19 protein-coding genes are annotated in these 23,855 nt (G+C 65.0%); 9 read left to right on the top strand and 10 right to left on the bottom strand.

Going from position 1 to position 23,855, the window contains the following annotated elements:
• Positions 1 to 168 precede the first annotated feature (168 nt).
• Positions 169 to 1,224 carry an MBL fold metallo-hydrolase gene (locus RMET_RS27280; RefSeq protein WP_011519737.1) on the top strand — a complete coding sequence of 352 codons (1,056 nt, stop codon included), beginning with the start codon at positions 169 to 171 and terminating at the stop codon, positions 1,222 to 1,224.
• Between the two features lie 39 nt (positions 1,225 to 1,263).
• Here RMET_RS27280 and RMET_RS27275 read toward each other — a convergent pair whose 3' ends face one another.
• The 4 genes from RMET_RS27275 to RMET_RS27260 form a co-directional block, all read right to left on the bottom strand.
• The gene (locus RMET_RS27275; RefSeq protein ID WP_029310007.1) at positions 1,264 to 1,980 is read right to left on the bottom strand and encodes an MgtC/SapB family protein; all 717 of its coding nucleotides are present in this window, start codon (positions 1,978 to 1,980) and stop codon (positions 1,264 to 1,266) included.
• Between the two features lie 118 nt (positions 1,981 to 2,098).
• On the bottom strand, positions 2,099 to 2,305 hold the full coding sequence (locus RMET_RS33780) for a hypothetical protein (protein WP_152560239.1): 207 nt from the start codon (positions 2,303 to 2,305) through the stop codon (positions 2,099 to 2,101).
• 282 nt (positions 2,306 to 2,587) lie between these two features.
• Positions 2,588 to 4,003, bottom strand: coding sequence for a sensor histidine kinase (locus RMET_RS27265; RefSeq protein WP_011519734.1), 1,416 nt, complete (start codon positions 4,001 to 4,003; stop codon positions 2,588 to 2,590).
• 1 nt (position 4,004) lies between these two features.
• The gene (locus RMET_RS27260) at positions 4,005 to 4,682 is read right to left on the bottom strand and encodes a response regulator transcription factor (RefSeq protein WP_011519733.1); all 678 of its coding nucleotides are present in this window, start codon (positions 4,680 to 4,682) and stop codon (positions 4,005 to 4,007) included.
• Positions 4,683 to 4,859: 177 nt separating this feature from the next.
• Between RMET_RS27260 and zneB the strand changes: the two genes are divergently transcribed.
• From zneB to RMET_RS27245, 3 genes are read left to right on the top strand one after another with little or no spacing between them, the layout of a single operon-like run.
• Positions 4,860 to 6,017, top strand: coding sequence for a zinc efflux RND transporter periplasmic adaptor subunit ZneB (gene zneB, locus RMET_RS27255; RefSeq protein WP_011519732.1), 1,158 nt, complete (start codon positions 4,860 to 4,862; stop codon positions 6,015 to 6,017).
• Positions 6,010 to 9,129, top strand: coding sequence for an efflux RND transporter permease subunit (locus RMET_RS27250; protein ID WP_011519731.1), 3,120 nt, complete (start codon positions 6,010 to 6,012; stop codon positions 9,127 to 9,129). The genes zneB and RMET_RS27250 overlap by 8 nt, the downstream gene beginning before the upstream one ends.
• Entirely contained in the window at positions 9,129 to 10,664 is a 1,536-nt protein-coding gene (locus RMET_RS27245; RefSeq protein ID WP_011519730.1) for an efflux transporter outer membrane subunit, read from the top strand. Before RMET_RS27250 ends, RMET_RS27245 begins: the two co-directional genes overlap by 1 nt.
• On the opposite strand, the gene RMET_RS27240 is transcribed toward RMET_RS27245, so the two are convergent.
• The 3 genes from RMET_RS27240 to RMET_RS27230 are packed head-to-tail and all read right to left on the bottom strand — an operon-like array spanning position 10,649 to position 13,545.
• Positions 10,649 to 12,091, bottom strand: a complete 1,443-nt coding sequence (locus tag RMET_RS27240; RefSeq protein WP_011519729.1) for an ATP-binding protein — start codon at positions 12,089 to 12,091, stop codon at positions 10,649 to 10,651. The genes RMET_RS27245 and RMET_RS27240 overlap by 16 nt on opposite strands.
• Positions 12,067 to 12,732 (bottom strand): response regulator transcription factor, encoded by a 666-nt coding sequence (locus tag RMET_RS27235; protein ID WP_011519728.1) that lies wholly within the window; start codon positions 12,730 to 12,732, stop codon positions 12,067 to 12,069. Before RMET_RS27235 ends, RMET_RS27240 begins: the two co-directional genes overlap by 25 nt.
• Positions 12,733 to 12,780: 48 nt before the next feature.
• Entirely contained in the window at positions 12,781 to 13,545 is a 765-nt protein-coding gene (locus tag RMET_RS27230) for a COG4705 family protein (protein ID WP_011519727.1), read from the bottom strand.
• A 304-nt stretch (positions 13,546 to 13,849) separates the two neighbouring features.
• Here RMET_RS27230 and RMET_RS27225 point away from each other — a divergent pair, with 304 nt between their 5' ends.
• Positions 13,850 to 14,161 (top strand): hypothetical protein, encoded by a 312-nt coding sequence (locus RMET_RS27225; protein ID WP_008651852.1) that lies wholly within the window; start codon positions 13,850 to 13,852, stop codon positions 14,159 to 14,161.
• 7 nt (positions 14,162 to 14,168) lie between these two features.
• Here the strand turns inward: RMET_RS27225 and RMET_RS27220 are convergent, their stop codons facing one another.
• Positions 14,169 to 14,789: a response regulator transcription factor gene (locus tag RMET_RS27220; RefSeq protein ID WP_011519726.1), complete on the bottom strand. Its 621-nt coding sequence runs from the start codon at positions 14,787 to 14,789 to the stop codon at positions 14,169 to 14,171.
• Between the two features lie 73 nt (positions 14,790 to 14,862).
• Here RMET_RS27220 and RMET_RS27215 point away from each other — a divergent pair, with 73 nt between their 5' ends.
• Positions 14,863 to 16,488, top strand: a complete 1,626-nt coding sequence (locus tag RMET_RS27215) for a sensor histidine kinase (protein WP_049799810.1) — start codon at positions 14,863 to 14,865, stop codon at positions 16,486 to 16,488.
• Here the strand turns inward: RMET_RS27215 and RMET_RS27210 are convergent.
• Positions 16,478 to 18,034 carry an efflux transporter outer membrane subunit gene (locus RMET_RS27210; RefSeq protein ID WP_011519724.1) on the bottom strand — a complete coding sequence of 519 codons (1,557 nt, stop codon included), beginning with the start codon at positions 18,032 to 18,034 and terminating at the stop codon, positions 16,478 to 16,480. The genes RMET_RS27215 and RMET_RS27210 overlap by 11 nt on opposite strands.
• Before the next feature lie 169 nt (positions 18,035 to 18,203).
• Here RMET_RS27210 and RMET_RS27205 point away from each other — a divergent pair, with 169 nt between their 5' ends.
• The 3 genes from RMET_RS27205 (at position 18,204) to RMET_RS27195 (ending at position 23,425) form a co-directional block, all read left to right on the top strand.
• Entirely contained in the window at positions 18,204 to 19,418 is a 1,215-nt protein-coding gene (locus tag RMET_RS27205; protein WP_011519723.1) for an efflux RND transporter periplasmic adaptor subunit, read from the top strand.
• Positions 19,419 to 19,469: 51 nt separating this feature from the next.
• Positions 19,470 to 22,607 (top strand): efflux RND transporter permease subunit, encoded by a 3,138-nt coding sequence (locus tag RMET_RS27200; RefSeq protein ID WP_011519722.1) that lies wholly within the window; start codon positions 19,470 to 19,472, stop codon positions 22,605 to 22,607.
• Between the two features lie 161 nt (positions 22,608 to 22,768).
• Positions 22,769 to 23,425: a response regulator transcription factor gene (locus RMET_RS27195; RefSeq protein ID WP_029310010.1), complete on the top strand. Its 657-nt coding sequence runs from the start codon at positions 22,769 to 22,771 to the stop codon at positions 23,423 to 23,425.
• Positions 23,426 to 23,433: 8 nt separating this feature from the next.
• On the opposite strand, the gene RMET_RS27190 is transcribed toward RMET_RS27195, so the two are convergent.
• Positions 23,434 to 23,823, bottom strand: a complete 390-nt coding sequence (locus RMET_RS27190; RefSeq protein ID WP_029307050.1) for a response regulator transcription factor — start codon at positions 23,821 to 23,823, stop codon at positions 23,434 to 23,436.
• Positions 23,824 to 23,855 lie beyond the last annotated feature (32 nt).

The following is a 23,855-nucleotide window of genomic DNA, read 5'->3' as shown; positions in this document are numbered from 1 at the left end:
CTATCCAGTCAATGGTAGGCCGCGCGTCTTCGAATGCAAGCCGATGCATCCCGGGTGGATTAAGATAGCCGTTACGCCGCGCCGGCGTCGCCGCAGATGCAGCACGCCGGCACGTGTTCTGCGGCATCGTCAGTTTCCATCGACATCTACATTCAGAAGGACTCTCTCATGAAGCTGCATTCAGCTCCGCTTCGTGCCGGAATGGGGTCCGGCAGGCGCGTGTTCCAGACGCTGGTTTCCGCCACGCTGCTCGCGGTCGCGGCACTGGTCCTGCCCGCGATGCCGACCGATGCGCGCGCGCAGGCGCCCGCGCACGCGCAAAAGAAGACGCAGGTGCCCGGCTACTACCGCATGATGGTCGGCCAGTTTGAAGTCACCGCGCTGTACGACGGCTATATCGATATCGATCCGAAGCTGTTCAAGTACACCAGCGCGCGCGAGGTGCAACGGCTGCTCGCGCGCATGTTCGTCGAATCGACGCCCGGCATGCAGACCGCCGTCAATGCCTATCTGGTCAACACCGGCAGCCATCTGATTCTGGTCGATACCGGCGCATCGGCATGTTTCGGCCCGACGTTGGGACGCATTCGCGAGAACCTGCACGCCGCCGGCTACGAGCCGGAACAGGTAGACACCATTCTGCTGACCCACCTGCACGCTGATCACGCCTGTGGTCTGCTGTCCAATGGCACGGCGGTGTTTCCCGCCGCCACTGTCTATGCCGACAAGGCCGACGCGGACTACTGGCTCGATGAGTCGAAGGCTGCGGCAGCACCCAAGGATGCGCAGGGTCTGTTTGCCATGGCACGCGACGCGGTGGCGCCGTACCGGGCAGCCGGCCGGTTCCGCACGTTCAGTGCCAGTGCCAGTGCCGGCGCCGGTGACGAACTCGTGCCCGGCGTGCGCGCGGTGCCCGAGTTTGGCCACACGCCGGGGCATGTCGGCTATCTGTTCACGTCCGGCAAGGAAAAGCTGTTGCTGTGGGGCGATGTCATCCATAGCCACGCGGTGCAGTTCCGCAGCCCGCAGGTGGCGATCGAGTTCGATACCGACAGCCATCAGGCCGTGATTACGCGTAACCGCGTGCTGGCCGACGCCGCCCGCGACAAGCTCTGGGTAGGCGGCGCGCACCTGCCGTTCCCGGGAATTGGACATGTGCGGCGCGAGCAGGTCGGCTATACATGGGTGCCCGTCGAGTACGGGCCGATCCGCAACGATCGCTGAACGGCGCGGGGTTCACTCTGGCGGCGCCTTCGGGCGCCGCTATTCCGTGGTGCTCGGACTCCAGAACGCCTGGGTTACCGCTTCACATGCCGAAAGCCGCGCCACCACGGCATCCAGCTCGTCGCCGTCGACTGAAGTGGCCATGAGCACGGCTTCGATCTCGATATCGTTCGCGCCGAATGCGTGAACCACCAGATCGCGCGTGGGATGGTTGCTGGCTTCCAGCATGTCCGACAGCAGCCGCAATGCCTCTTTCTGGCGATGGCGCGGCGTGATCACGTAGACCGTGTTGGTCACCTCGACCGCAGGCGTGTCGATTGGCTGCTGGTTGATGCGATTGACCACGGGACGCAGCAGCGTGTTGGCGGCGAGCACGAACATGCTGCCCAAGCCGGCCTCGATGATCAGGTCTGCGCCCGCGCTGGCGCCGACCGCGGCGGAGCCCCACAGCGTGGCTGCGGTGTTCAGGCCGCGCACATTGCCTTCCTCGCGCATGATCACGCCTGCACCAAGAAAGCCGATGCCGGATACCACGTAGGCCACCACGCGCACCGCGCCGTCGTGGCCGGCCAGCCGGTTGGCCATGTCGACGAAAATGGCCGCGCCCACGGCGACCAGCACGTTGGTGCGCAGGCCGGCGGTGCGCTGGCGGTACTGGCGTTCATAGCCGATGACCCCGCCAAGCACGAAGGCGGTAACCAGGCTGATGCTGGTGTCGAGGAGCGACTCTAGGTTGATGTTCTGGATGGCTTCGATGGACATGCTCGACGGATGTGGAAATCATGACGCCACATGGCAGCCGTGGCTGGCATGTGGCGGGACACGGCACGTGCGTGCCGTGGCGTGCAACTGGCGTGCGGATCGCGGACGCGTCTTACCAGAGCGTGCGGCAGAACCGGATGGCCGCGTCGGCGTATTCCCGATCGGATCTCGGGGCGTCCGTGCGGCCGGCCTGGCCGAGTGATGTCGAGTTCGTGGTCGAGGTCGAGGTGTTCGACTGCGTCTGGGCGCGCAGGAACGGGGAGACCAGACGCTCTGTGAGCGCGGAGGTCCGGGTGGTGGATGCGAGGAACTTGCGCATTTCCTACTCCTTCGCTGTCCTGCCGACCATGGCGGAACAGCATGGTGCCTGCCGGGACAGGCGCGTGCGAGTGGCGCGCGGCGGGCTGGGGCGCCCGTGATTGCCGCTGCGTGACTTGCGATGGATCGATGCAAGCCAGCGACAAAAATGGATGCGGGTGGCCTGCTTAACCTTGTGTTGGATATCGACTAGAACAACAGTCCATTTGAGGGTCCTCCCCAGGCGAGCTTTGATGGGACGCAGTGTATCGACGGGGTGCTGCTCCGTACACTGAATTCTTCTTCAGGAACCGGCTTCACGCGGCGCCAGCGGAATCCTGACCGTGAACACCGCGCCGCCGTCGGGCCCGTTGGCGGCCTCGATACGCCCGCCCTGGGCATGGATGATCGATTGCGACAGGGCCAGGCCAAGACCCACTCCTTCGTTCTCGGACGCGCGCGCGCCAGCGCCACGGAAGAAGCGGTCGAACAGGAAGGGCAACTCGTCCGGGGGGATGCCGGGGCCTTCGTCGGTGACACGCAATGTGGCCTGGTGCGCGTCGGCGGCGCAGTCCACCACGATCTTGCTGCCCTGTGGCGAGAACTTGAGCGCATTGTCCACCAGATTGGCCAGCACCAGCCCCACCGATCCGTGCGACACCTTGGCGCCGCCCACCGCTTCGCTGCGTGCCACCAGTTCGACCTGCCGTTCACGGGCGGCTGGGCCGGCGCGCAACAGCGTTTCCGCGATCAGCGCATCCAGTGCCTGTGGCTCGCCAGCCTGGCGATCCTGCCCCGCGTCGAAGCGGGCCAGCATCAGCAGTTCCTCGATCAGCCGGGTCAGGCGGCCCACTTCATCCAGGCAGGAGCGCAGCGTGTCCACGTACTCCTGGCTCTCGCGCGGCCGCCGCAACGTCACTTCGATCTCGGTGCGCAGGCGGGAAAGCGGCGAGCGCAGTTCGTGCGAGGCGTCGGCCGTGAAGCGCCGCTGCTGGTCGAAAGCCTGCTCGAGCCGGTCCAGCATCGCGTTCAGCGTATCGACGAGCTGGCCGATTTCGTCCGTTGTGCCGGGGTGCGGCAGGCGTTCGCCAAGGTTGGCATCGCCGATGAGCCGGGCTTGCTTCACCACGTCGTTGATGCCACGGAACGCGCGCCGCGTCAGCACGCTGCCGGCGGCGCCCACGGCGGCCAGCAGTGCGGCGGCCATGATGCCGAACAGGATCGTGGCCGACTCCAGCACGTTGTGCACATCGTCCAGCGATCCCGCCACCTGGATCACCACGGGCTTGCCGTTTGCCACGGCGGGTAGGGACACCATGCGCAGCGGCTCTTCCCCAAAGCTCGGCAGCGTCTGAAAGACCGCCTGCCCCCCGGACGCGAGTTCGTCGAGCAGCGCGGGCGGAGCGGGCAGCATGGCGTCGCCCAGGTTTGAGCTGCGGGCCAGGATTTCGCCCTTGGCATTGACGATCTGCACCAGCCGGTCCAGGCGCACTAGCGATGGCGGGGCTGACCCGGGCGGGCGCTCGTGCACGCGGACCGGTTGCCCGTGGCTCTCCACCTGCATGCCGGCCTCGGTATCGGCCAGCGTCAGCAGCGCCGCGTCGAGCTGCCCGTGCACCAGGCGCGATAGCTGCCACCACCCGGCCAACGCCGAGCAGGCCACGATCACCACGATGACGGTCCAGTGGGTCAGGACCAGCCGCTGCCGGAAGTTCAGCACGTCAGAGGGCCCCCGATGGCGAGATGCGGAAGCCCTGGCCCCGCACGGTTTGGATCAGCGCCGCCATGCCCGGTGGGTCGAGCTTGCGGCGCAGGTTCTTCATGTGCACGTCGATCAGGTTGTCGATGGCGATCAGGTCCGCGTGCCAGATGTGTTCCGCAAGCTGTGCCCGGCTGACGATCTCCCCGGCGTGCGTCACCAGCAGGATGAGGATCGCGTACTCCTTCGGCGTGAGATCGAGCCGCGCGCCGGCCCGCGTGACGCCACGGGTCTGCGGGTCGATGACAAGGTCGTTCAGCGTGATCGGGGCGGGTTGGGCCAGCTCCACACGCCGCAGCAGGGCCCGCACGTGCGCGAGCAGTTCCTCAAAGACGAAGGGTTTGGTCAGATAGTCGTCGGCGCCCGTGTCCAGCCCGGTGATGCGGTCATTGATTGCATCGCGCGCCGTCAGCATCAGGATCGGCGTGCGCACGCCCTGCTCGCGCAATTCCCGGCAGAACTCGACGCCACTTTTGCCCGGGAGCATCCAGTCGAGAATCAGCAGACTGAACGCGTAACAATTGTGAGCCGCCGCCACGTCAACCGAATGGGCGGTCTCCACGTCATAACCTTCTTCTTGCAGACCACGGGCCAGCAGTCGCGCTGCCTTCTGGTCGTCATCTACCAATAGGATCCTCATGGGTTCGCCTTTCCGGGTCGGGTCTGATTCTATCAGCCGACTTTTCCGCATGTTACGCATACGGCCCTGCCTGAAGAAGAATTCAGAGTGCACGGGGGCTTGCGTGCGTACCATTGGCGGCAAATTCCCGCATGTGGCGATTCCATATCTTTTGAAACATCAGCATCGGAGTGAATGATGAAAAACAAGCCAGCCTTTCCCGGGCGCGTTGTCTACTGGCTTGCCGCGGCGGTCATACTGGGTCTCGGCGGTGCTGGTGTCTGGACGATGCGCGCCAAGGCCGAACAGAAGCGCGCGGACCCGCCCGTCGCCCTGCGTCATGAAGGCGAGCGCCTGGTAGTCCCGGCCGAGTCGCCATTGCGCCGCACCTTGGCCGTCGCGCCCGCCACGCGCGAAACCGTGGCTGCACCGTTCAATCTGCCGGCCATGATCGAAGCCGATCCGGCCAAGCTCGTGAAAGTGCTGCCGCCGCTGGCCGGCCGTATCGTCAGCCTGAACAAGCAGCTTGGCGACGAGGTCAAGGCTGGCGACGTGCTGTTCACGATCGATTCGGCCGATCTCGCGCAGGCCAACAGCGACGCCGCCAAGGCCCGCGCGGCCATGACAATGGCACGCCGCAACCTGGATCGTCAGCGGGAACTGGACAAGTCAGAGATCGCCGCAAAGCGCGACTTCGAGCAGGCCCAGAGCGACTATGACCAGGCCGCCAGCGAATCCCAGCGCGCCGATGCGCGTCTGGCGCAACTTGGCGCCAAGGGTGGCGGCACGTTGCAGGCGGGCGGCGGCCACATCCTGGCCGTGCGATCGCCGATCAACGGGCGCGTGGTCGATCTCAATGCCGCGACCGGCGCGTATTGGAACGACACCACGGCCTCCCTGATGACCGTTGCCGATCTCTCGCACGTGTTTGTCACGGCCAACGCGCAGGAAAAGGATCTGGGCCACGTGTATGTCGGCCAGTCGGCCACCGTCAAGTTCGACGCCTATGACGATCCGCAACCGGGCAAGGTGCGCTATGTCGGGCAGATCCTTGATGCGGACACGCGCACGACCAAGGTGCGCATGGTGTTCGACAACCCCGACGGACGGCTCCGTCCCGGCATGTTCGCGCAGGCTACCTTCCTGTCCCAGCCGCATGAAGGCATCGTCGTGCCGATGTCGGCCATCGTGCAGAGCGGCTTCTACACCCGCGCATTCGTCGAAGTGGCGCCGTGGCAGTTCGAGCCCCGTGTGATCAAGCTCGGCGCGCAAATCGGCGACCGTATGGAAGTGAAGTCGGGCCTGTCCGCGGGAGACCGCGTGGTGGTGAAGGAAGGGGTGCTGCTGAATGATTGAGCGCCTTGTTACCCTGTGCTTCAACCGGCGCGGCATCGTCGCGCTGGTGTTCGCGATGGTCGCGCTGTACGGCTGGTACGCGTGGAAGCAGCTGCCCCTGGAAGCGTATCCGGACATTGCCGACACCACCTCGCAGGTGGTCACGCAGGTCAACGGACTGGCCGCCGAGGAAGTCGAACAGCAGATCACAATCCCGCTCGAGCGCGAAATCATGGGCGTGCCCGGCATGCACGTGATGCGCTCCAAGAGCACGTTCGGCCTGTCCCTGATCACCGTGGTGTTCAAGGACGGCGCGGAGGACTACTGGTCGCGCCAGCGCCTGCAGGAGCGCATCAACGGCGTTTCGCTGCCGTACGGCGCGCAGCCGTCGCTTGACCCGCTGACGTCACCGATCGGTGAAATCTACCGCTATACGCTCGTCTCGAAGACACGCGATCTGCGCGAGCTGTCGGAACTCCAGTTCTGGAAGGTGATTCCGCGCCTGAAGCAGGTGGCGGGCGTGGTGGACGTGGCCAACTTCGGCGGCCTGACCACGCAGTTCATGCTCGAGTTCGATCCGGTGATGCTGTCGAAGTACAACATCTCGCTGAACCAGATCACGCAGGCGATCTCCGAGAACAATGCCAACGCCGGCGGCAGCATCCTGAATCGTGGCGAGCAAGGGCTCGTGGTGCGCGGCGTGGGCCTGATCCGTAATCTGGACGATCTGGGCAACATCGTTGTCACCCAGAAGAATGGCGTACCCGTGCTGGTGAAGGATCTTGGCCGTGTGGTGCTCGGCAACCCGCAGCGCCATGGCATCCTGGGCATGGACCGCAATCCGGACACGATCCAGGGCATCACGCTGTTGCTCAAGAACGAGAATCCGTCGGTCGTGATGGAGGGTGTTCATGCCGCCGTGCGTGACCTGAACGACAACATCCTGCCCAAGGACGTCAAGGTGGTGCCGTATATCGACCGGAGCAATCTCGTCGATGCCACGGTGCATACCGTGGGCAAGACGCTGATGGAAGGCATGTTCCTGGTGTCGCTGGTGCTGCTGCTGTTCCTGGGCAGCCCGCGCGCGGCGATCATCGTGGCCGTCACGATCCCGCTGTCGCTGCTGATGGCGTTTATCCTGATGCATCACTTCAAGATCCCGGCGAACCTGCTTTCGCTCGGCGCGATCGACTTCGGCATCATCGTGGACGGCGCCATCGTGGTGATGGAGAACATCCTGCGCCGGCGCGAGGAGGACGCGGAGAAAGAACTGCATGGCCGAGACATCATGCAGTCGGTGTTGCAGGTGGCGCGCCCGATCTTCTTCGGCATGATCGTGATCATCACGGCCTACCTGCCGTTGTTCGCGTTCCAGCGCATCGAGTACAAGCTGTTCTCGCCAATGGCCTTCGCCGTGGGTTTCGCGCTGTTCGGGGCGTTGCTGGTCGCGCTGCTGCTGATTCCGGGGCTGGCGTACTGGGCCTATCGCAAGCCGCGCAAGGTGTTTCACAACCCGGCGCTGGTCTGGCTCGCGCCGCGCTATGAATCGGTGCTGAACCGGCTGGTGGGCAGCACGCGCACGGCAATCGGTATCGCGGTGGCAACGCTGGTCGGGGTGATGATCCTCGGCGCGACGATCGGGCGGGACTTCCTGCCGTATCTGGACGAAGGCTCGATATGGCTGCAGGTGACGCTCCCGCCTGGCATCTCGCTCGAAAAGGCTGGCCAGATGGCCGATAACCTGCGTGCCGCGACGATGGAGTTCCCGGAGGTGGAGCACGTGGTGACGCAGGTGGGCCGCAACGACGAGGGTACCGATCCGTTCTCGCCGTCACATATCGAGACCGCGGTGACGCTGCACCCGTATAGCACCTGGACCTCCGGCCGCGACAAGCAGCAACTGATCGAGGCCATGGCCACGCGCTTCCGCGATCTGCCGGGTACTCAGGTGGGTTTCTCCCAGCCGATGATCGACGGTGTGCTCGACAAGCTGGCGGGCGCGCACAGCGACCTGGTGGTCAAGGTGTACGGCAACGACTTCGCCGAGACCCGGCAGGTGGCCACCGCGATCACGCGGCTGCTGAAGACGGTGCCGGGCGCGCAGGACGTGATCATCGATCAGGAGCCGCCGCTGCCGCAGGTGCGTATCGATGTCGATCGCGCCGCCGCCGCGCGGCTGGGCATCAATGTGGCCGACGTGATGGCGCTGATCCAGACAGGGATCGGTGGCAGCCCCGTCACGCAGGTGTTTGTCGAGGACCGCAGCTACAACGTGGTGGCGCGCTTCATCGGCAGCTCGCGCAACGACCCCGAGGCAATCGGCAACCTGACGCTCACGGCCGCCAATGGCGCGCATGTGGCGCTGGCCCAAGTGGCGCATATTCGTCTGGCCGAAGGCGAGACCACGATCACGCGCGAGATGAACAAGCGGCACCTGACGGTGCGCCTGAATCTGCGCGGCCGCGATCTGTCGACGTTCCTTGAAGAGGCGCGGATGCGTATAGACAAGGAAGTACCGTACGACCGTACCCATATCCAGGTGGCATGGGGCGGTCAGTTCGAGAACCAGCAGCGCGCCCAGGCACGTCTGGCGGTGATCCTGCCGATGGTGCTGGCGCTGATGTTCGTGCTGCTGTTCGGCGAGTTCAAGAACCTGCGGCAGCCCGCGCTGATCCTGATGGCGGTGCCGCTGGCAACGTTGGGCGGATTGGTTGCGCTGCATCTGCGCGGGATGACGCTGAACGTGTCGTCGGCGGTTGGCTTCATCGCGCTGTTCGGCGTGGCGGTATTGAACGCGATCATCATGATCGCCAACCTGAACCGGTGGCGCGATACCTCTGGCGTGAGCCTGAAGGAAGCGGTCGTGCGTGGCGCGGGCGAGCGGATGCGGCCGGTGCTGATGACCGCGACCGTGGCAGCGCTGGGCCTGATTCCGGCGGCGCTTGCGCACGGGCTGGGCAGCGACGTGCAGCGTCCACTGGCCACGGTGGTGGTGGGCGGGCTGATCACGGCAACCGCGCTGACGCTGGTGCTGTTGCCCGCGTTGTATTACCTGATCGAGACACGCGCGGCGAAGCAGGTGCGCGAGGAGCCGCCGGTACAGTTCGGCCCCACCAGTGAAGGGGATTTGTAATGGCTAAAATCACTTCGATCAGCGTGGCGACGCTGCTGGCGCTGGCCACCGCGGGTTGCGCGGTGGGCCCGGACTTCCAGCGCCCGGCCGCGCCCGAGACCGATCGCTACACGGCGACGACATTGCCCGCGGAGACCGCATCGGCATCCACGCCGGATGGGCAGGCGCAGCGCTTCGCGCCGGGGCAGGATGTGCCGGCGCAGTGGTGGACGATGTTTGGCTCCAGCGAACTCAACGCGCTGGTGGACGCCGCATTGCGCGCGAACCCGGACCTGCAGGCGATGGAGGCCGCGCTGCGCGTGGCCCAGGAGAACGTAGCGGCGCAGCGTGGCGCGTTCTTCCCGAGCGTTGACGCGTCGTACACGCCGTCGCGCCAGAAGATCGCCCAGATCATCGCGAGCCCGCTGTCCGACAACAGCGATCTGTTCACGCTGCACACGGCGCAGTTGAGTGTCTCGTACGTGCCCGACGTCTTCGGCGGCACGCGCCGGCAGGTGGAGTCAGGCGTGGCGCAGGCCGACGTTGCCCGGTTCCAGTGGCAGGCCGCGTACCTGACGCTGACGTCGAACGTCGTCAATGCGGCAATCCAGGAAGCCTCGCTGCGCGCCCAGATCCGCGCGACGCAAGACGTCATCGCGCTATCCACGCGCCAGCTCGAGGCCGTGCGCAAGCAGCAGCGCCTAGGGCAGGTCGGCGCCGCCGAGGTCGCCGCACAGGAAGCCACGCTGGCGCAGGCGGAAGCGGCATTGCCGCCGCTGGACCGGCAACTCGCCCAGCAGCGCAACCTGCTCGCGGCATTGACGGGCCGGTTGCCGAGCGACGCCGTGCCGCAGCAGTTCGAGTTCGAAGCGCTGACGCTGCCCGGGACATTGCCGCTGAGCCTGCCGTCGAGGCTGGTTGGCCAGCGCCCCGATATTCGCGCGGCGGAAGCGCAGATGCACGCGGCCAGCGCCCAGATCGGCGTGGCCACTGCGGCCCGCCTGCCGAATATCACGCTGACCGCCGCGCTCGGTAGCTCGTCGCAGGCGATTGGGGATCTCTTCACGGCCGGCACCGGCTTCTGGGGAATCTCCGCGGGCCTGATGCAGCCGATCTTCAAGGGCGGGATGCTGCTGCACCAGCAGCGCGCGGCCGAGGCGGCCTACAAGCAGGCATCTGCGCAGTACCGCAGCACGGTGCTGACCGCCTATCAGGGGGTGGCCGACGCGCTGCATGCGATCGAGGCCGATGCGCGGGGACTGCGCACTGCATCGGATGCCGAGCGTGCCGCGTACCGGAGCTTCAACATCGCCCAGGCGCAGTGGAAGGCCGGACAGATCGGTTACCCGGCCGTGATGCTGGCCGAGCAGACGTATCGGCAGTCGGCGATCACGCTGGTACAGGCGCGCGCGAGCCGTTACTCCGATACCGTGGGCCTGATGCAGGCGCTGGGCGGAAGCTGGGAGGATGAACCGGGCAAGACGCCGGAGAACCAGTCGGACAGCAAGCCGGCCGCAGCGCCGGAGGCCGTCGGCAAGGCTCAGGGTAACGGCTGATCCGTGGTGGCAGCCGCGTGCTGCCGACGGACGCCGCTCTCGTTGGTACCGTAGTTGCCACCACAGTTGTCACCACACGGCACGCGCACCGTCACGCGCGTGCCGTGGCGCGCGGCCGCGTCGGCGTAGTCGATCTCGACCGTGGCGCCCACCCGCTCGGCAATGACCCGGACGATGGAGAGACCAAGGCCGGAGCCGGGCGCGTCGTTGCCCGGAATCCGGTAGAACGGATCAAAGATCCTGCTTCGTTCCTCCGTGCTGATGCCGGGTCCGGAATCGGTCACGATCATCGCCACCGCATTGGGGGAAGTCTCCACCGACAGATCGACGCGGCCGTGTTTGGGCGTATAGCGGATGGCGTTGTCCACGAGGTTCTTGAGCAGCGTGATCAGCTCCACCTCCTGAATTGGCACCTGCGCGTCGGTGTCGCCAACCGCGCCAATGTCGATGTGACGCGAATCGGCCAGTGGCATCAGGTCTTCCAGCACGCGCCGGAAGGCGTGCCGCACGGAGATGCTTTCCGCTGGCGCTGGCGCGGCGGTTGCCGATTGGGCACGTGCGAGACTCAGCAACTGTTCCAGCAGGGCGCGGCTGCGTTCGATGCCGCGCCGCAGGGTGGCCAGCCGGGTGCGCGCCGCCTCGGGCATCTCGGTGCGTTCGAGCCGTTCGGCCTGCAGCGATAGCGCGGTCATCGGCGAGCGCAGTTCGTGCGCCGCGTCGGCGACGAAGCGGCGCTGCATCTCCATGGCCTGCGCGATACGGGCCAGCAGCCGGTTGATGGCCACCACGAAAGGACGGACTTCGGCGGGAAGCTCGTCTTCCGGCAATGGATACAGTTCGTGCTCGCCGCGCCGGTCGATGTCAGTGGAAAGGGTGGAGATGGGGCGGAACATCTGGCGGACCAGATAGGCCACGATCAGCAGCAGCACCGGTACGAGCACCAGAAACGGCAACACAGTAACTTGTGCGCTGTTGCGCGCGATCTCGTCGCGCATGCCGGTTTCCTGGGCAACGGCAATGCGTTGGCCGGTCGGCAGCGTCCGGATCAGCACGCGGTAGGACTCGTGGTCGACTTCGAAGGTGCCGAGACCATCGGGCGCGCTGGCGGGCAATGCCAGTATCTGCCGGGCGCTGTCACCGCCCGGTGACAGGGTCTGCACAATGACGCGGGCTTCCTCGTCGCTGTGCGGCAGTCTGCCAGCGTCCGCCAGATGGGGCGCGGGCAGATGCTGCGCGTCGAACAGCATCGACACCTGCCGCAGCAGGTCGTCCTGCATGATGTTGGCTTCGCGGAACGCGGAGGCAAACGAAAAGATGCCGCCGATGAGCGCCACCGCGAGGATCGCCAGCGATACCCAGAGGGATAGCCGTTGCTGGACCGAGTGCTTTGGCCCGGCGTGTTTCAGCCTTCCTTCGGCACCTGCCATCCCACCCCCCTGACGTTTCTGATGATGGTGCTGCCAAGCTTCCTGCGCAGGCCGTGGATCAGGAACTCGACCGCATTGCTTTCCACTTCATCGCCCCAGCCATAGATGCGCTCTTCAAGCTCGGCACGCGACAGGATTGCGCCTGGGCGTGCCAGCAACGCCTGCAGCAGCGCGAACTCGCGATTCGTGAGTTGCTGGGGCGCGCCGCCCGTCAGGGTGGCCTGCCGGGTCGACAGATCCAGCGAGACGCGGCCATTGCCGAGCACCGATGACGCCAGACCACTTCTCCGGCGCCACACAGCCCGCATTCGCGCGAGCAGTTCATCCATCTCGAATGGCTTGACCAGATAGTCGTCGGCACCCGCATCGAGCCCGCCGATGCGGTCTTCGAGTGCGTCCCGCGCCGTGAGGATCAGCACCGGCACGGCGCTGCCACGCGCGCGCAGCGAAGTCAGCACCGCATGGCCGCTCTTGCGTGGCAGGCCCAGATCCAGCAAGACCACGTCATAGTGTTGGCGATCCAGCGCGTCCAGTGCGGCCTGTCCATCCTCGACCCAGTCGGCGGCGCAGGAGGCGTCCTTCAGGGCGTCCTGCACCACCTGTCCGATCATGCGGTCATCCTCGACCAGCAGCACCCGCATCGCGTTCTCCATGCCAACGGTGTCCGACATCACGCATCATAGCGCCGCTCAATGGCTTGCGCGGGCCGCCGCCCGCTGGGGCAGCAGCAGGATGCAGATCACCATGAACGAGACCAGCGCGGCAGACGCCGAGAAGCGGCTCAGCGCCAGCCCACCCGATTGCAGCGGCTTGTCAAGAAAGTCGCCGACCACGGCACCGAGCGGACGGGTCAGGATAAAGGCGGCCCAGAACAGCAGGGTGCGCGAGATGCTGGTCCAGTAGTAGGCCGCGGCAAGCGCCGCGAGCAGCGTGACGAAAACGAGCATTCCGCCCAGATAGCCCAGGCCGATGGTGTCGGCGGTCCAGTCGCCCAGCGCCGTGCCGAGTGTCTGCGAGAACATGATCGTCACCCAGTAGAACAGCTCGGCCTTCGGCGAGTTGACCGTGTCCACCGACACCGTTCCCATCGAGCGATACCACGCGGCCAGCGACAGCAGGAGCAGCGCCAGCAGCAGTGCGCTGCCTCCGGCATAGCCGATGCCGAGCGAGCGGTCCGCGAAGTCCGCGAGCGTGGTGCCGACGGTGGTCGTGGCGACGATGGTCAACCAGTACAGCGCGGGCCGGAAAGCGCGCGCGCGGATCTGCGCGGACACGGCGGCAAGGAATACCACCGCGAATATCGCCGTGCTGACGAGGTAGCCGAGATTCAGCGACATCGACAAGGCATCGCCGCCGGTTTCCCCAAGCGTGGTGGCGGCGATCTTGATGAGCCAGAAGCCCAGCGTGATCTCGGGCACCTTGCTGAGTGCGTGATGTGTGGTGGAAGTGTTCATCGCATGTTCGTTGTCTTAAGGCTGGATTAAGCCGCGGTGCGTGCGCTAAGGTTGTACAAGGGCCGCATTAAGTCTTCATTAAGCAGCGGCGCTGCGAAAACGAGAAGCCATTCTTTCGTACAAGACTTAGCGTAGCCATAGTGCGCAACGCGGCAACAATCCCTTACAAAGCTTCCGGCCAAGGATGTGTCTGATTCGTCAACGTTCGATGGATATCTCCGTTACACGTCATAACCGCGCTAACAGTTCGCAAAGACAAGACGAACCCGGGCGCTCATAGACTTGCACGCAGGAGGTACTGCATATGAAACGAATCATGATTGCTGGCATCGTGGCCGGCGTGGCGGCACTGGCATCGGGCAGCGCGCTGGCTCGCGTGGACGTAGGGATTGGCATCGGCATTCCCGGTGTCGTTGTGGCACCGGCGGCGCCGGTCTACTACCAACCGGCCCCGGTGTATGTCGCGCCGCCGCCTCCGGTCTATGTGGCACCGCGGCCGGTCGTGGTGGCGCCGGGCTACTACGATGGCTGGCGCGGCCGGGAGTGGCGCGAGCACGAATGGCGCGAGCACGAGTACCGCCGTCGTGAGTGGCACCGCTGGCACGACGACGACTGATCGGCGCCTACGGTTTGATGAACCCCTCGGTGGCCGCGCGCACCACGGCTTCGACCCGCGTGGCCACGCCCAGTTTCTCCCTGGCGCGGTCGATATGGAAATCGACCGTCCGCTTCGACAGCCCCAGGATCGTCGCGATCTCGCCCGACGTCTTGCCGCGCGCGGACCATGAAAGCGCCTCGATCTCGCGCTCGCTCAGCGTGACGTTCTGCGGGGTGCGTTGTTGCGGTTTGACAGCGCGCGACAGCCGCGCTTCGATAATGCTCTCAAGGATGTCAAAATCCACGGGTTTGGCGACGTAGTCGTCCGCGCCCAGACGGCGTCCCTTGAGTTCGGCATCGCGCTGGGCCAGTGCGGTTAGGAAAACGAAAGGCACTTCAGCATAGCGCGGGGCCAGCGCGCGCAGTTTCGCGAGCACCTCGAAGCCGTCCATGACAGGCATGCCCACATCGCACAGGACAAGATCGGGTGGCATGCGCAGAATGGCGGCAAAGCCTTCCTGGCCGTCATGGGCGACGGTCACGGCGAAGCCTCGCTCGGTCAGTTCTTCCGCGATGAGCGTAGCGGTCTCTGCATCGTCTTCGATGCATAGAATCTGGTGGGGAGTATTGTCTGCGGATGTGACCATGTAGGGGCACTACTGTAGGGGAGCGGGCCGCAACCCGTCAATCGAACGGCATCTTGCAACTTCAAGGTAATGTATGCGCCACTTGTCTAGCGCAGAGGGAAAGATAGCGGTGGGCAGGCTTTCCGTAGCCCCGCTGGCACAGCTCAATCGATTGCGCGTGCGTCTGTCGCTGGTGTTCGTCCTGTTCCTGCTGCTCGTAATCGGGCTGGGCGCTTTCAGCATCAACCGGCTCAGCGCCTTTCACAACGTCGCGGCCGAGATCAGTGGCCGCTGGCTGCTGAGCAACCGCATCGCAGGCGATCTCAACAACAGCATCTCGGACTTCCGTGCTACCGAGGGTGAACTGCTGACCGCGCGTCGCGGCAAGGATCGGGGGCGCGCGGAAGGTTCGCTCGCGGTACTCGATGAAGAAATCGCGGATGCCAAACGGCGCTACGAAACGATCGAGCATGACCCCATCGAACTGGACCTCTACCGGCAGTTCAGCGAGCAGTGGCGGGCATATCGCGAACTGGCCAACCGAGTGCTGGTGCTTTCCCAGCGCGATGACAAGACCGACGCCATCGCGCTTTACTACCAGGAGTCCCGACGCGCCTTCACTGTGGCCAATGCCACGCTGGCCACGCTGACCGAGCGCAACGTCACCGGCGCGAACGAGGCTACCCAGGCGGAGGCCGTAGCCTACCGGCATGCCAGGGACCTGATCGTGAACGCGATCATCGTGGCGGCGCTGCTGATGATTGCCGGCGTGCTTTACTTCGTCACGGCTGTGACCAATCCAATCGCGGAACTGGTTGACCGGATGCACCGGATCTCCGACAACGAAACCGAGATCGACATCCCATCGACCGAGCGCCCCGACGAAGTGGGCGAGATCGCTCGCGCCGTGGTCCGGTTCCGCGATAACACGGTGGCGCTGGCGCAAAGCCGCGCCACGCTGGCCGAGCAGGCCCGCACGCTGGAAATCACGCTGGCCAACGAGCGGCGCATGGCGGAGCTGCAGCGCAACTTCGTGTCGATGGTGTCGCACGAATTCCGCACCCCGTTGACCGTGATCGACGGCTACGCGCAGCGCCTGAGTCATATCAAGCCGCCGCTGTCGCTTGAGGCGGTGCAGGATCGTTCGAGCAGAATCCGCGCGGCGGTGCGGCGGATGACCGCGCTGATCGAAGATATGCTCGGGGCATCGCAGGTGCTTGACCTGGCAACACCGGGGGCGTTTCAACGCACGGAGTTCTCGTTACACCTGCTGGTGCACGAGGTCTGCGAGATGCATCGCGAAAGTTCGCCGGATGCGCAGATTGTCGAGCAGTGGCACGCCGACGTACCCGAGGTTTTCCATGGCGATGCGCGTTTGCTGTTCCAGGCCGTGAGCAATCTGATCGGGAACGCCGTCAAGTACTCGCCGCCGAAGACGCCGGTCAGCGTGGATGTATCGATGGAATCGGGCGCGATCCTGATTTGCGTCGCGGACCAGGGCATCGGCATTCCGGAGAAGGATCTCGGCCACGTGTTCGAGCGATACGTGCGTGGCGCCAATGTGACCGGCACCGCCGGCGCGGGCGTGGGTCTCTATATCGTCCGGCTGGCCGCCGAATTGCATGGCGGCACGGTGTCGGTGCGAAGCGCGGAAGGCACGGGCTCGCGCTTCTTGCTCAGGCTGCCAGAAGCGCCAGCGCCAGCGCCGCTCAGCGCGTAGCGACTTCGGCGCGGGCCGGCTTGCCCGCGTCACCCACCTGCGTACCTTCGGCCTGGCGATTCCACCAGCCGCCACCCAGAGACTGGTAGAGCGCCACGGTATCCGTGAAGCGCGCGGCCTGCGCCTGTGCCGTGGCCTGCGTGGCCGTGCGCATCGTCTGTTCGGCGTTGAGCACGGCCAGCACATTGACGTAGCCGCTCGACAGTTGCTTCTCGGTGATCTCCAGCGTCGTGCGCGCGGCCTGCTCCGAGGTGATGGCCGCACGCAGCGTTTCCGCATCGGCGTCGATCGCGTGCAGCGTATCGGCCACGTTCTGGAACGCGTTGATGACGGTGCTGCGGTACTGGGCCTCCGCCTGCACGAGCGCGGCATCGGCGCCGTGCTTGAGCGCCAGCATCGTGCCGCCCGCGAAGAAGGTTTGCGCGACGTTGCCCGCCAGGCTCCAGAAGACGTTGCCGGCGCTGAACATCTGGTTGAACACGGTGGCCGTGCCGCCGTATGAGCCAGTGATGGTGAGCTGCGGCAGCATGTTGGCGATAGCCACGCCGACTTCCGCCGTGGCCGAATGCAGTTGTGCTTCGGCCGCGCGCACGTCCGGGCGCTGCCGCACCAGTTCAGACGGCAGCGACACCGGAAGTTCCGCCGGCAACTTGAAATCGTCGAACGTGAACTCGGCGTCGAGCGGATCGGCCGGCAGCTTGCCGGCCAGCGCAGCCAGCAGGTCGCGCTGCAGGGCCAGTTGCTTGCGCAGTCCTGGCAATGCCTGCTCGGCTTGCGCAAGCTGGGCCCGGGCCGCGGCCACTTCGAGACCGCTGACGAACCCGAGCGTGAATTGCTTCTGCAGCAGGTTGTACAGCTTGGTCTCGATGGCGACGATGCGTTGTTGCGCGTCGATCTGGGCGCGCAACGAAGCTTCCTCGATAGCGGCCAGGCTGATGTTCGATGCCAGCGTCAGGTAGGTAGCCTCCACCTCGAAACGCTGCGCATCCTCGAGCGCCTGCAGCGATTCCACCCGTCGGCGGTTCAGGCCGAACACATCGGGCGCGTAGCTGATCGACAGTTCCGCCGTGTGCAGGTTGAAGAGCGGATCGCCAGACGTCAGCGTCGGCGAGATCGTTCCTACCGCATTGCGCTGCCGCGATGGCGAATAGGAACCCGAGATGGTCGGGAAGAAGAAGCCCTGCTGCGCGCGCACTTGCGCCTGGGCCTGCCGCAGCGCTGCTTGCGCGGCCGTCACCGTCGGATTGGCCTTCATCGCTGCCGCGATAAAGCGGTCGAGCTTTTCCGAGTGCAACATGCTCCACCACTGCTCGGGGATCTGCATGCCTTCCACGAAGCGCTGGGCTTCGCCGCCTTGCACCGGCGCGGATGCCGTCTCGGTGGGCAGCGGCTTGGGTGTGTACGCGGTGGCATCAGGCGCCTTGGGCGTCTGGAAATTGGGGCCGACGGCGCACGCCGTCAGAACGCCGCAAACGGCCAGGGCGCAAGCCGTGCCGGCGAATGGGATTCTCGAACGAATGGAAGGGCTGCGGTGATCTGGCAGCATGGGCCGTGACCTCAAAGCGATGGCTGGTGCTGTTGGTAGAGCTATTGGTAGCGCTGGGCGGATTCTATGAGCGATGCGCCGGCCAGGCCACTGTCATTAATCACAGTAGACCGTGACGCGGCGAACTCTCATCATTTGCCCAAGTTTTCAGAATCCAGAGGGTTAGTCCATGCGTTTCGATGCCAAGTCCGCCATCCTGGGCGGGGGCGCCACCGCTGTGGTCCTGGTGGGGTTGATGTTCGCATTCAACGCGTGGACGCAGCCCAGCCCGCTCTACGGCCCGGAAAAAGGCTTTGGTCAGGGCGGTCCGTCGGCGCCCAAGGTGGCGCCGCGCGGGTCGTCCGTCACGCTGACCCAGACTCAGATGGGTACGGTCAAGGTCGTGTCGGTGCAAGACTATGCGTTCGCCAACCAGCGTGAAGCCGTCGGCAATATCGACTTCAATCAGGACCGCTCGGTCCAGGTGTTCACCGCCTACCAGGGCAAGGTCCGCAACGTGTTCGTCAAGGTTGGCGAAGACGTGGCCAAGGGAGCACCGTTGTTCGATATCGAGAGCCCGGATCTGGTCCAGGCCGAATCGACGCTGATCTCCGCAGCCGGCGCGCGCAAGCTCAATGCCAAGGCGCTGGAGCGCGCGCATCAGCTCTTTGAGATCCAGGGTATCGCGCAGAAGGATCTCGACCAGGCCATCTCCGATCAGCAGGCCGCGGAAGCCGCCTACAAGGCAGCGCGCGACGCCGTGGCCATCTTCGGCAAGAGCGCGTCCGAAATGGATCGCATCATCGAACAACGTCGCACCGATCCGGTCCTGACCGTGTTCAGCCCGATAGCGGGCCGCGTGACGGCGCGCAATGCACAGCCGGGCCTGCTGGTCCAGCCCGGCAACAGCCCGGCACCAATCACGGTTTCCGATATCTCTACGGTCTGGATGCAGGCATTCGTGACCGAAGCAGACAGCCCGCTGCTGAAGGTGGGACAGGCAGTCAAGGTCCATGCGATGGCCTTTCCGGGGCGGGAGTTCGCCGGAACCATCACGACGACGGGTGCGTCCATCGACTCCGCCACGCACCGTCTGATGGTCCGTTCCGAGGTCAAGGACCCGAAGCACGAACTGCGGCCGGGGATGATCACATCCTTCTCGATACGCACCGGTGAGCCAGATCATTCCGCGGCGGTCGCCGCCGATGGTCTGGTGCGCGAAGGCGACGGCACGATGACCGTATGGACGACCACGGATCAGCGCCGCTTCGAGCGCCGCGTGGTCACGGTCGGACAGACCCAGGACGGTCTGGTGCAGATTCTCAGCGGCCTTGCGCCGGGCGAGCTTGTGGCGAGCGAAGGGGCATTGTTCCTGAGCAATGCCGCGGCACTGGCCGCTCAGTAAGCGTATCGACCGCTCCCCAGTCATCCCGAAGAATTCGAAGACGAGGCCTCCGTGCTCAGGAACGTACTTCGGTTGTCGCTGACGCGACGGCCGCTCATTCTGCTTTTCCTCCTGGTATTTGCCGGGGCCGGCTTGTTCGCCTACTCGAAGCTGAACATCGAAGCCTATCCGAACCCCGCACCGGTGATTCTCGAGATCACCGCGCAGGCGCCGGGCTTGTCCGCCGAGGAGATGGAGCGCTACTACACGGTGCCCATGGAAGTGGGGCTGGCCGCCACGCCGGGCGTGGAAAGCATCCGCTCGACCTCGTTTTACGGCCTGTCGTTCGTGCGGGTGACGTTCAAGTACGGCGTCGACTACTACTTCGCCTATACGCAGGCCGCGCTCAACCTGCAGCAGAACGTCAGCCTGCCGAACAACGTGCAGCCGCAGATCCAGGCGTCGAGCCTGGTCGGTGAAATCTACCGCTACCAGCTCAGGGGGCCGGCGCACTTCGGGCTGACAAACCTGCGCACGCTGCAGGACTGGGTGCTCGAACGGCGACTGAAGACGGTGCCGGGCGTGGCGCAGGTGGTGAGCTGGGGTGGCACGACTAAGGAGTACGACGTCGAGGCCGACCTGCACAAGCTCGACGCGTACAACATTACGCTGCAGCAGATGATCTCCGCGCTGGGTAACGCCAACATCAACGTTGGCGGCCGGACCATCAACCTTGGACAGCAGTCGGTCAACATACGTGGCGTAGGCCTGATCGAGGACACCAAGGACATCGAGCAGGTGGTACTGACACAGCACAATGGCGTGCCCGTGCAGGTCAAGGACGTCGCCAAGGTCAAGATCGGCTACACGCCACGCCTGGGTCGCTCCGGGCGCGACAACCAGGACGACGTGGTCACTGCCATCGTCGTGATGAACCGGACGCTGCAAACCAACGAGGTGGTGGCGCGCGTCAAGGCCGAGATCGACAAGATCAACAGCGATGGCACGCTGCCTGCCGGCGTGAAGATGGAGCCGTACTATGACCGTTCGACGCTGGTCTCGGTCACCACGCACACGGTGCTGCACAGCCTGCTGTTCGGCTGTCTGCTGGTGTTCTTCATCCAGTGGGTATTCCTGGGTGATCTGCGCAGCGCGGTGATCGTTAGCGTCAACATACCGTTCGCGCTCTTCTTCAGCATCATGATCCTGGTGATGCTGGGAGAATCCGCCAACCTCTTGTCGGTGGGGGCGGTCGACTTCGGGATCATCGTGGACTCCTCGGTGATTCTGGTGGAGAACATATTCCGGAACTTCCAGATGCCGCTGGCGGATCAGCAGCGGCTGCTGATGAGTCGGGACGCGCGGGCGATCGGCAAGGGCGCGGGTATCACGGACCGCATCCGCATGATCTTCGTGAGCGCGCTGCAGGTGGACAAGGCGGTGTTTTTCTCGGCGGCCATCACGGTGGCGGCGTTCGTCCCGCTGTTCACGATGCAGGGTGTGGAAGGGCAGATCTTCGGGCCGATGGCGCGTACCTATGGCTATGCGCTGCTGGGCGCGCTGATCGCCACGTTCACGGTGACGCCGGTGCTGTGCACCTATCTGCTGCCCAAGCACATCGAGGAGAAGGAAACCATCTTGGTGCGCTGGCTGCATCGTATCTATGAGCCCGCGCTCAAATGGTCGCTTGGCAACAAGAAGCTGTCGGTGGCGATTGGCGCCGGCGTGCTGGCGGTGACGGGGGCGTTGATGCCGCTGCTGGGCACCGAGTTCCTGCCGGCGTTGGAAGAGGGCAACCTCTGGATTCGCGCCACCATGCCGCCAACCGTTTCGCTGGAGGCCGGCGTGCCGTCAGTGGCGCGAATGCGCAAGATCCTGCTGTCGCATCCTGAAGTGGCGACGGTGGTGTCCCAGCATGGCCGTCCAGACGATGGCAGCGATGCGGCGGGCTTCTTCAACGCGGAGTTCTTCGTACCGCTCAAGCCGATGGATGAATGGCCGGCGGGCATGACCAAGGACAAGCTGGTCGCGCAGGTGCAGAAGGAGTTCGCCAACGAGTTCACAGGGATCTCGCTGAATTTCTCGCAGTACATCCAGGACAATGTCCAGGAAGGCCTTTCCGGCGTGAAGGGCGCGAACTCGGTGAAGATCGTCGGCCGCGACCTGCCCACGCTCGAGAAGCTGGCCGACCAGGTGCTGCACGAGATGAAGGAGATCCGGGGCGTGTCGGACCTTGGCGTGTTCCGCGTGCTGGGTCAGCCCAACCTGAACATCAAGATCAACCGCGAGGCGGCGGCGCGTTACGGGCTTAACACCGGCGATGTCAACTCGGTGGTGGAGGCCGCGCTGGGTGGCACGCAGGCGACGACCGTGCTCGAAGGCGACCGGCAGTTCTCGCTGACGGTGCGTATGGCGCCCGAGTATCGCGGCAGTATCGACGCGATCCGCAACATCAAGGTGGCGTACCAGACAGCGGATGGCGCGAATGCCTATATTCCGTTGAGCGCGTTGGCGGACATATCACTGGATACCGGGGCGTCGTACATCTATCACGAGCGCAACCAGCGATACATCCCGATCAAGTTCAGCGTGCGTGACCGCGACCTGGGCAGCACGGTGGCGGAAGCGCAGGCGCGTATCGCCAGCAAGATCAAGCTACCCGAGGGCTACCGCATCCAGTGGGCGGGCGAGTTCGAGCAACTGGAACTGGCGAAGAAGCGGCTTGCGCTGATCGTGCCGATCAGCATCGTGATGATCATGGTGCTGCTGTACGGTCTGTTCAACTCGCTGCGGGACAGCGTCATGACGCTCGCGGGCATTCCGTTCGCCATCGCCGGGGGCGTGATCGCGCTGTTCGTGACCGGTCTGGATTTCAGTATCTCGGCGGCGATTGGCTTCGTCTCGTTGTTCGGGGTATCGGTCATGGACGGCATCCTGATGATCACCTACTACAACCAGTTGCGTGAACAGGGGCTGAAGTCCGAAGCGGCGATGTCGCAGGCGGCCCAGCAGCGGATGCGCCCGATGCTGATGACGGCGCTTTCGGCCTGTATCGGTTTGCTGCCGGCGGCCATCTCCACCGGGATCGGCAGCCAGGTGCAGCGTCCGCTGGCCACCGTGGTGGTGGGTGGCATGTTGATCGGACCGATCATGCTGCTGGTGATCGTGCCGGCGCTACGCATGGTGTTCATCGGCAAGAAGGAGACCTGACCGTAGACCTCAGACCGGCTTCTTGCCGGTAGCTTGTGACGCGCAACGGCCACGTCGATGAGTCCCGGGACAGAATGCCGGGACGCATCGCGTGGCCGCTTGCATTTCAGGGGAAAGCGCCGATAATCCCACTTCCCGGAACAAATGCCCCCAGGATCGCCATGACGCGCGACAGGATCGAAGAGGGTGGTGAAAGTGAAGAAAGCGCGGTGCTGGTCGTCGATGACGATCAGGATGTGCGCGTGGCGCTATCCAGCCTGTTCCGCTCGGCGGGACTCGCGGCGGAGTCGTTCGCCTCGGCCGAGGAATTGCTCGCGCACGGCATTCCGGATCGGCCCACCTGCATCGTGCTCGATGTGCATCTGCATGGCGCGAGCGGCCTCGACCTGCAGGCCACGCTCAACCGGGCGGGCCGCCATGCGTCGATCGTATTCATCTCCGGCCGTGGTGACGTCCCGATGACTGTGGCGGCCATGAAGGCCGGCGCCGTCAACTTCATCGCCAAGCCATTCCGCGACCAGGACCTGCTCGACGCGGTTGACGAGGCCTTGCAGCGCGACCGGGCGCAGCGCGAGGCCGAGGCGCAGAGCCGGCAGCTTCGCGATCATTTCGACACCCTGACCGGCCGGGAGCAGGAAGTCATGCAACTGGCGGCGCGTGGCCTGATGAACAAGCAGATCGCCGACGACCTCGGCATCAGCGAGGCCACGGTCAAGATCTATCGCGGTCACGCCATGCGCAAGATGCAGGCCCGCACTTTCGCCGAACTGGTCATCATGGCCCAGTCTCTCGGGCTGGTGCAGGACGACGCCGGATAGCCCGCGCGTCAGATCCCCGACCCACTCTCGCCGCTGGCCAGCGCACGCGCCAGGCACCGGAGCAATTCTCTCTCCTGAAACGGCTTGCCGAGGAATCCGGTGGCGCCCACGTCAAGGGCGCGCTGTTCGTCGCCATCCTGGGCATAGGCGGTCATGAGGATGACCGGCACATCGAGCCCGAGCGCGCGCAGCGCCGTGCAGAGCGCGAACCCGTCGATGCCCGGCATTCGCACGTCGCAGACCACGCACCGGATACGCCCGATCGAAGCGGACTGCAGCAGTGCCTGCCCGCTGGCGTAGAGTTCCACGGCCAGGTCGAACGAACGCACCAGTTGCCCCATGGCGTCCCTGACGGAGGCGTCATCGTCAACGATCGCGATTAGGGGAAGGGCAGTCACACGGTGCTCCGGACATTGGCCTCAATGGGGCC

Origin of the sequence: Cupriavidus metallidurans CH34 (assembly GCF_000196015.1) — a bacterium.
Classification (GTDB): Bacteria; Pseudomonadota; Gammaproteobacteria; order Burkholderiales; family Burkholderiaceae; genus Cupriavidus; species Cupriavidus metallidurans.
This window is presented reverse-complemented; position numbering and strand designations above follow the sequence as displayed.

Excerpts from the sequence above, each read along its gene's own strand:
- RMET_RS27280 (WP_011519737.1), top strand. The coding sequence starts at position 169 with ATGAAGCTGCATTCAGCTCCGCTTCGTGCCGGAATGGGGTCCGGCAGG.
- RMET_RS33780 (WP_152560239.1), bottom strand. The coding sequence starts at position 2,305 with ATGCGCAAGTTCCTCGCATCCACCACCCGGACCTCCGCGCTCACAGAG.
- RMET_RS27260 (WP_011519733.1), bottom strand. The coding sequence starts at position 4,682 with ATGAGGATCCTATTGGTAGATGACGACCAGAAGGCAGCGCGACTGCTG.
- zneB (WP_011519732.1), top strand. The coding sequence starts at position 4,860 with ATGAAAAACAAGCCAGCCTTTCCCGGGCGCGTTGTCTACTGGCTTGCC.
- RMET_RS27250 (WP_011519731.1), top strand. The coding sequence starts at position 6,010 with ATGATTGAGCGCCTTGTTACCCTGTGCTTCAACCGGCGCGGCATCGTC.
- RMET_RS27245 (WP_011519730.1), top strand. The coding sequence starts at position 9,129 with ATGGCTAAAATCACTTCGATCAGCGTGGCGACGCTGCTGGCGCTGGCC.
- RMET_RS27240 (WP_011519729.1), bottom strand. The coding sequence starts at position 12,091 with ATGGCAGGTGCCGAAGGAAGGCTGAAACACGCCGGGCCAAAGCACTCG.
- RMET_RS27235 (WP_011519728.1), bottom strand. The coding sequence starts at position 12,732 with ATGCGGGTGCTGCTGGTCGAGGATGACCGCATGATCGGACAGGTGGTG.
- RMET_RS27230 (WP_011519727.1), bottom strand. The coding sequence starts at position 13,545 with ATGAACACTTCCACCACACATCACGCACTCAGCAAGGTGCCCGAGATC.
- RMET_RS27225 (WP_008651852.1), top strand. The coding sequence starts at position 13,850 with ATGAAACGAATCATGATTGCTGGCATCGTGGCCGGCGTGGCGGCACTG.
- RMET_RS27220 (WP_011519726.1), bottom strand. The coding sequence starts at position 14,789 with ATGGTCACATCCGCAGACAATACTCCCCACCAGATTCTATGCATCGAA.
- RMET_RS27215 (WP_049799810.1), top strand. The coding sequence starts at position 14,863 with ATGCGCCACTTGTCTAGCGCAGAGGGAAAGATAGCGGTGGGCAGGCTT.
- RMET_RS27210 (WP_011519724.1), bottom strand. The coding sequence starts at position 18,034 with ATGCTGCCAGATCACCGCAGCCCTTCCATTCGTTCGAGAATCCCATTC.
- RMET_RS27205 (WP_011519723.1), top strand. The coding sequence starts at position 18,204 with ATGCGTTTCGATGCCAAGTCCGCCATCCTGGGCGGGGGCGCCACCGCT.
- RMET_RS27195 (WP_029310010.1), top strand. The coding sequence starts at position 22,769 with ATGACGCGCGACAGGATCGAAGAGGGTGGTGAAAGTGAAGAAAGCGCG.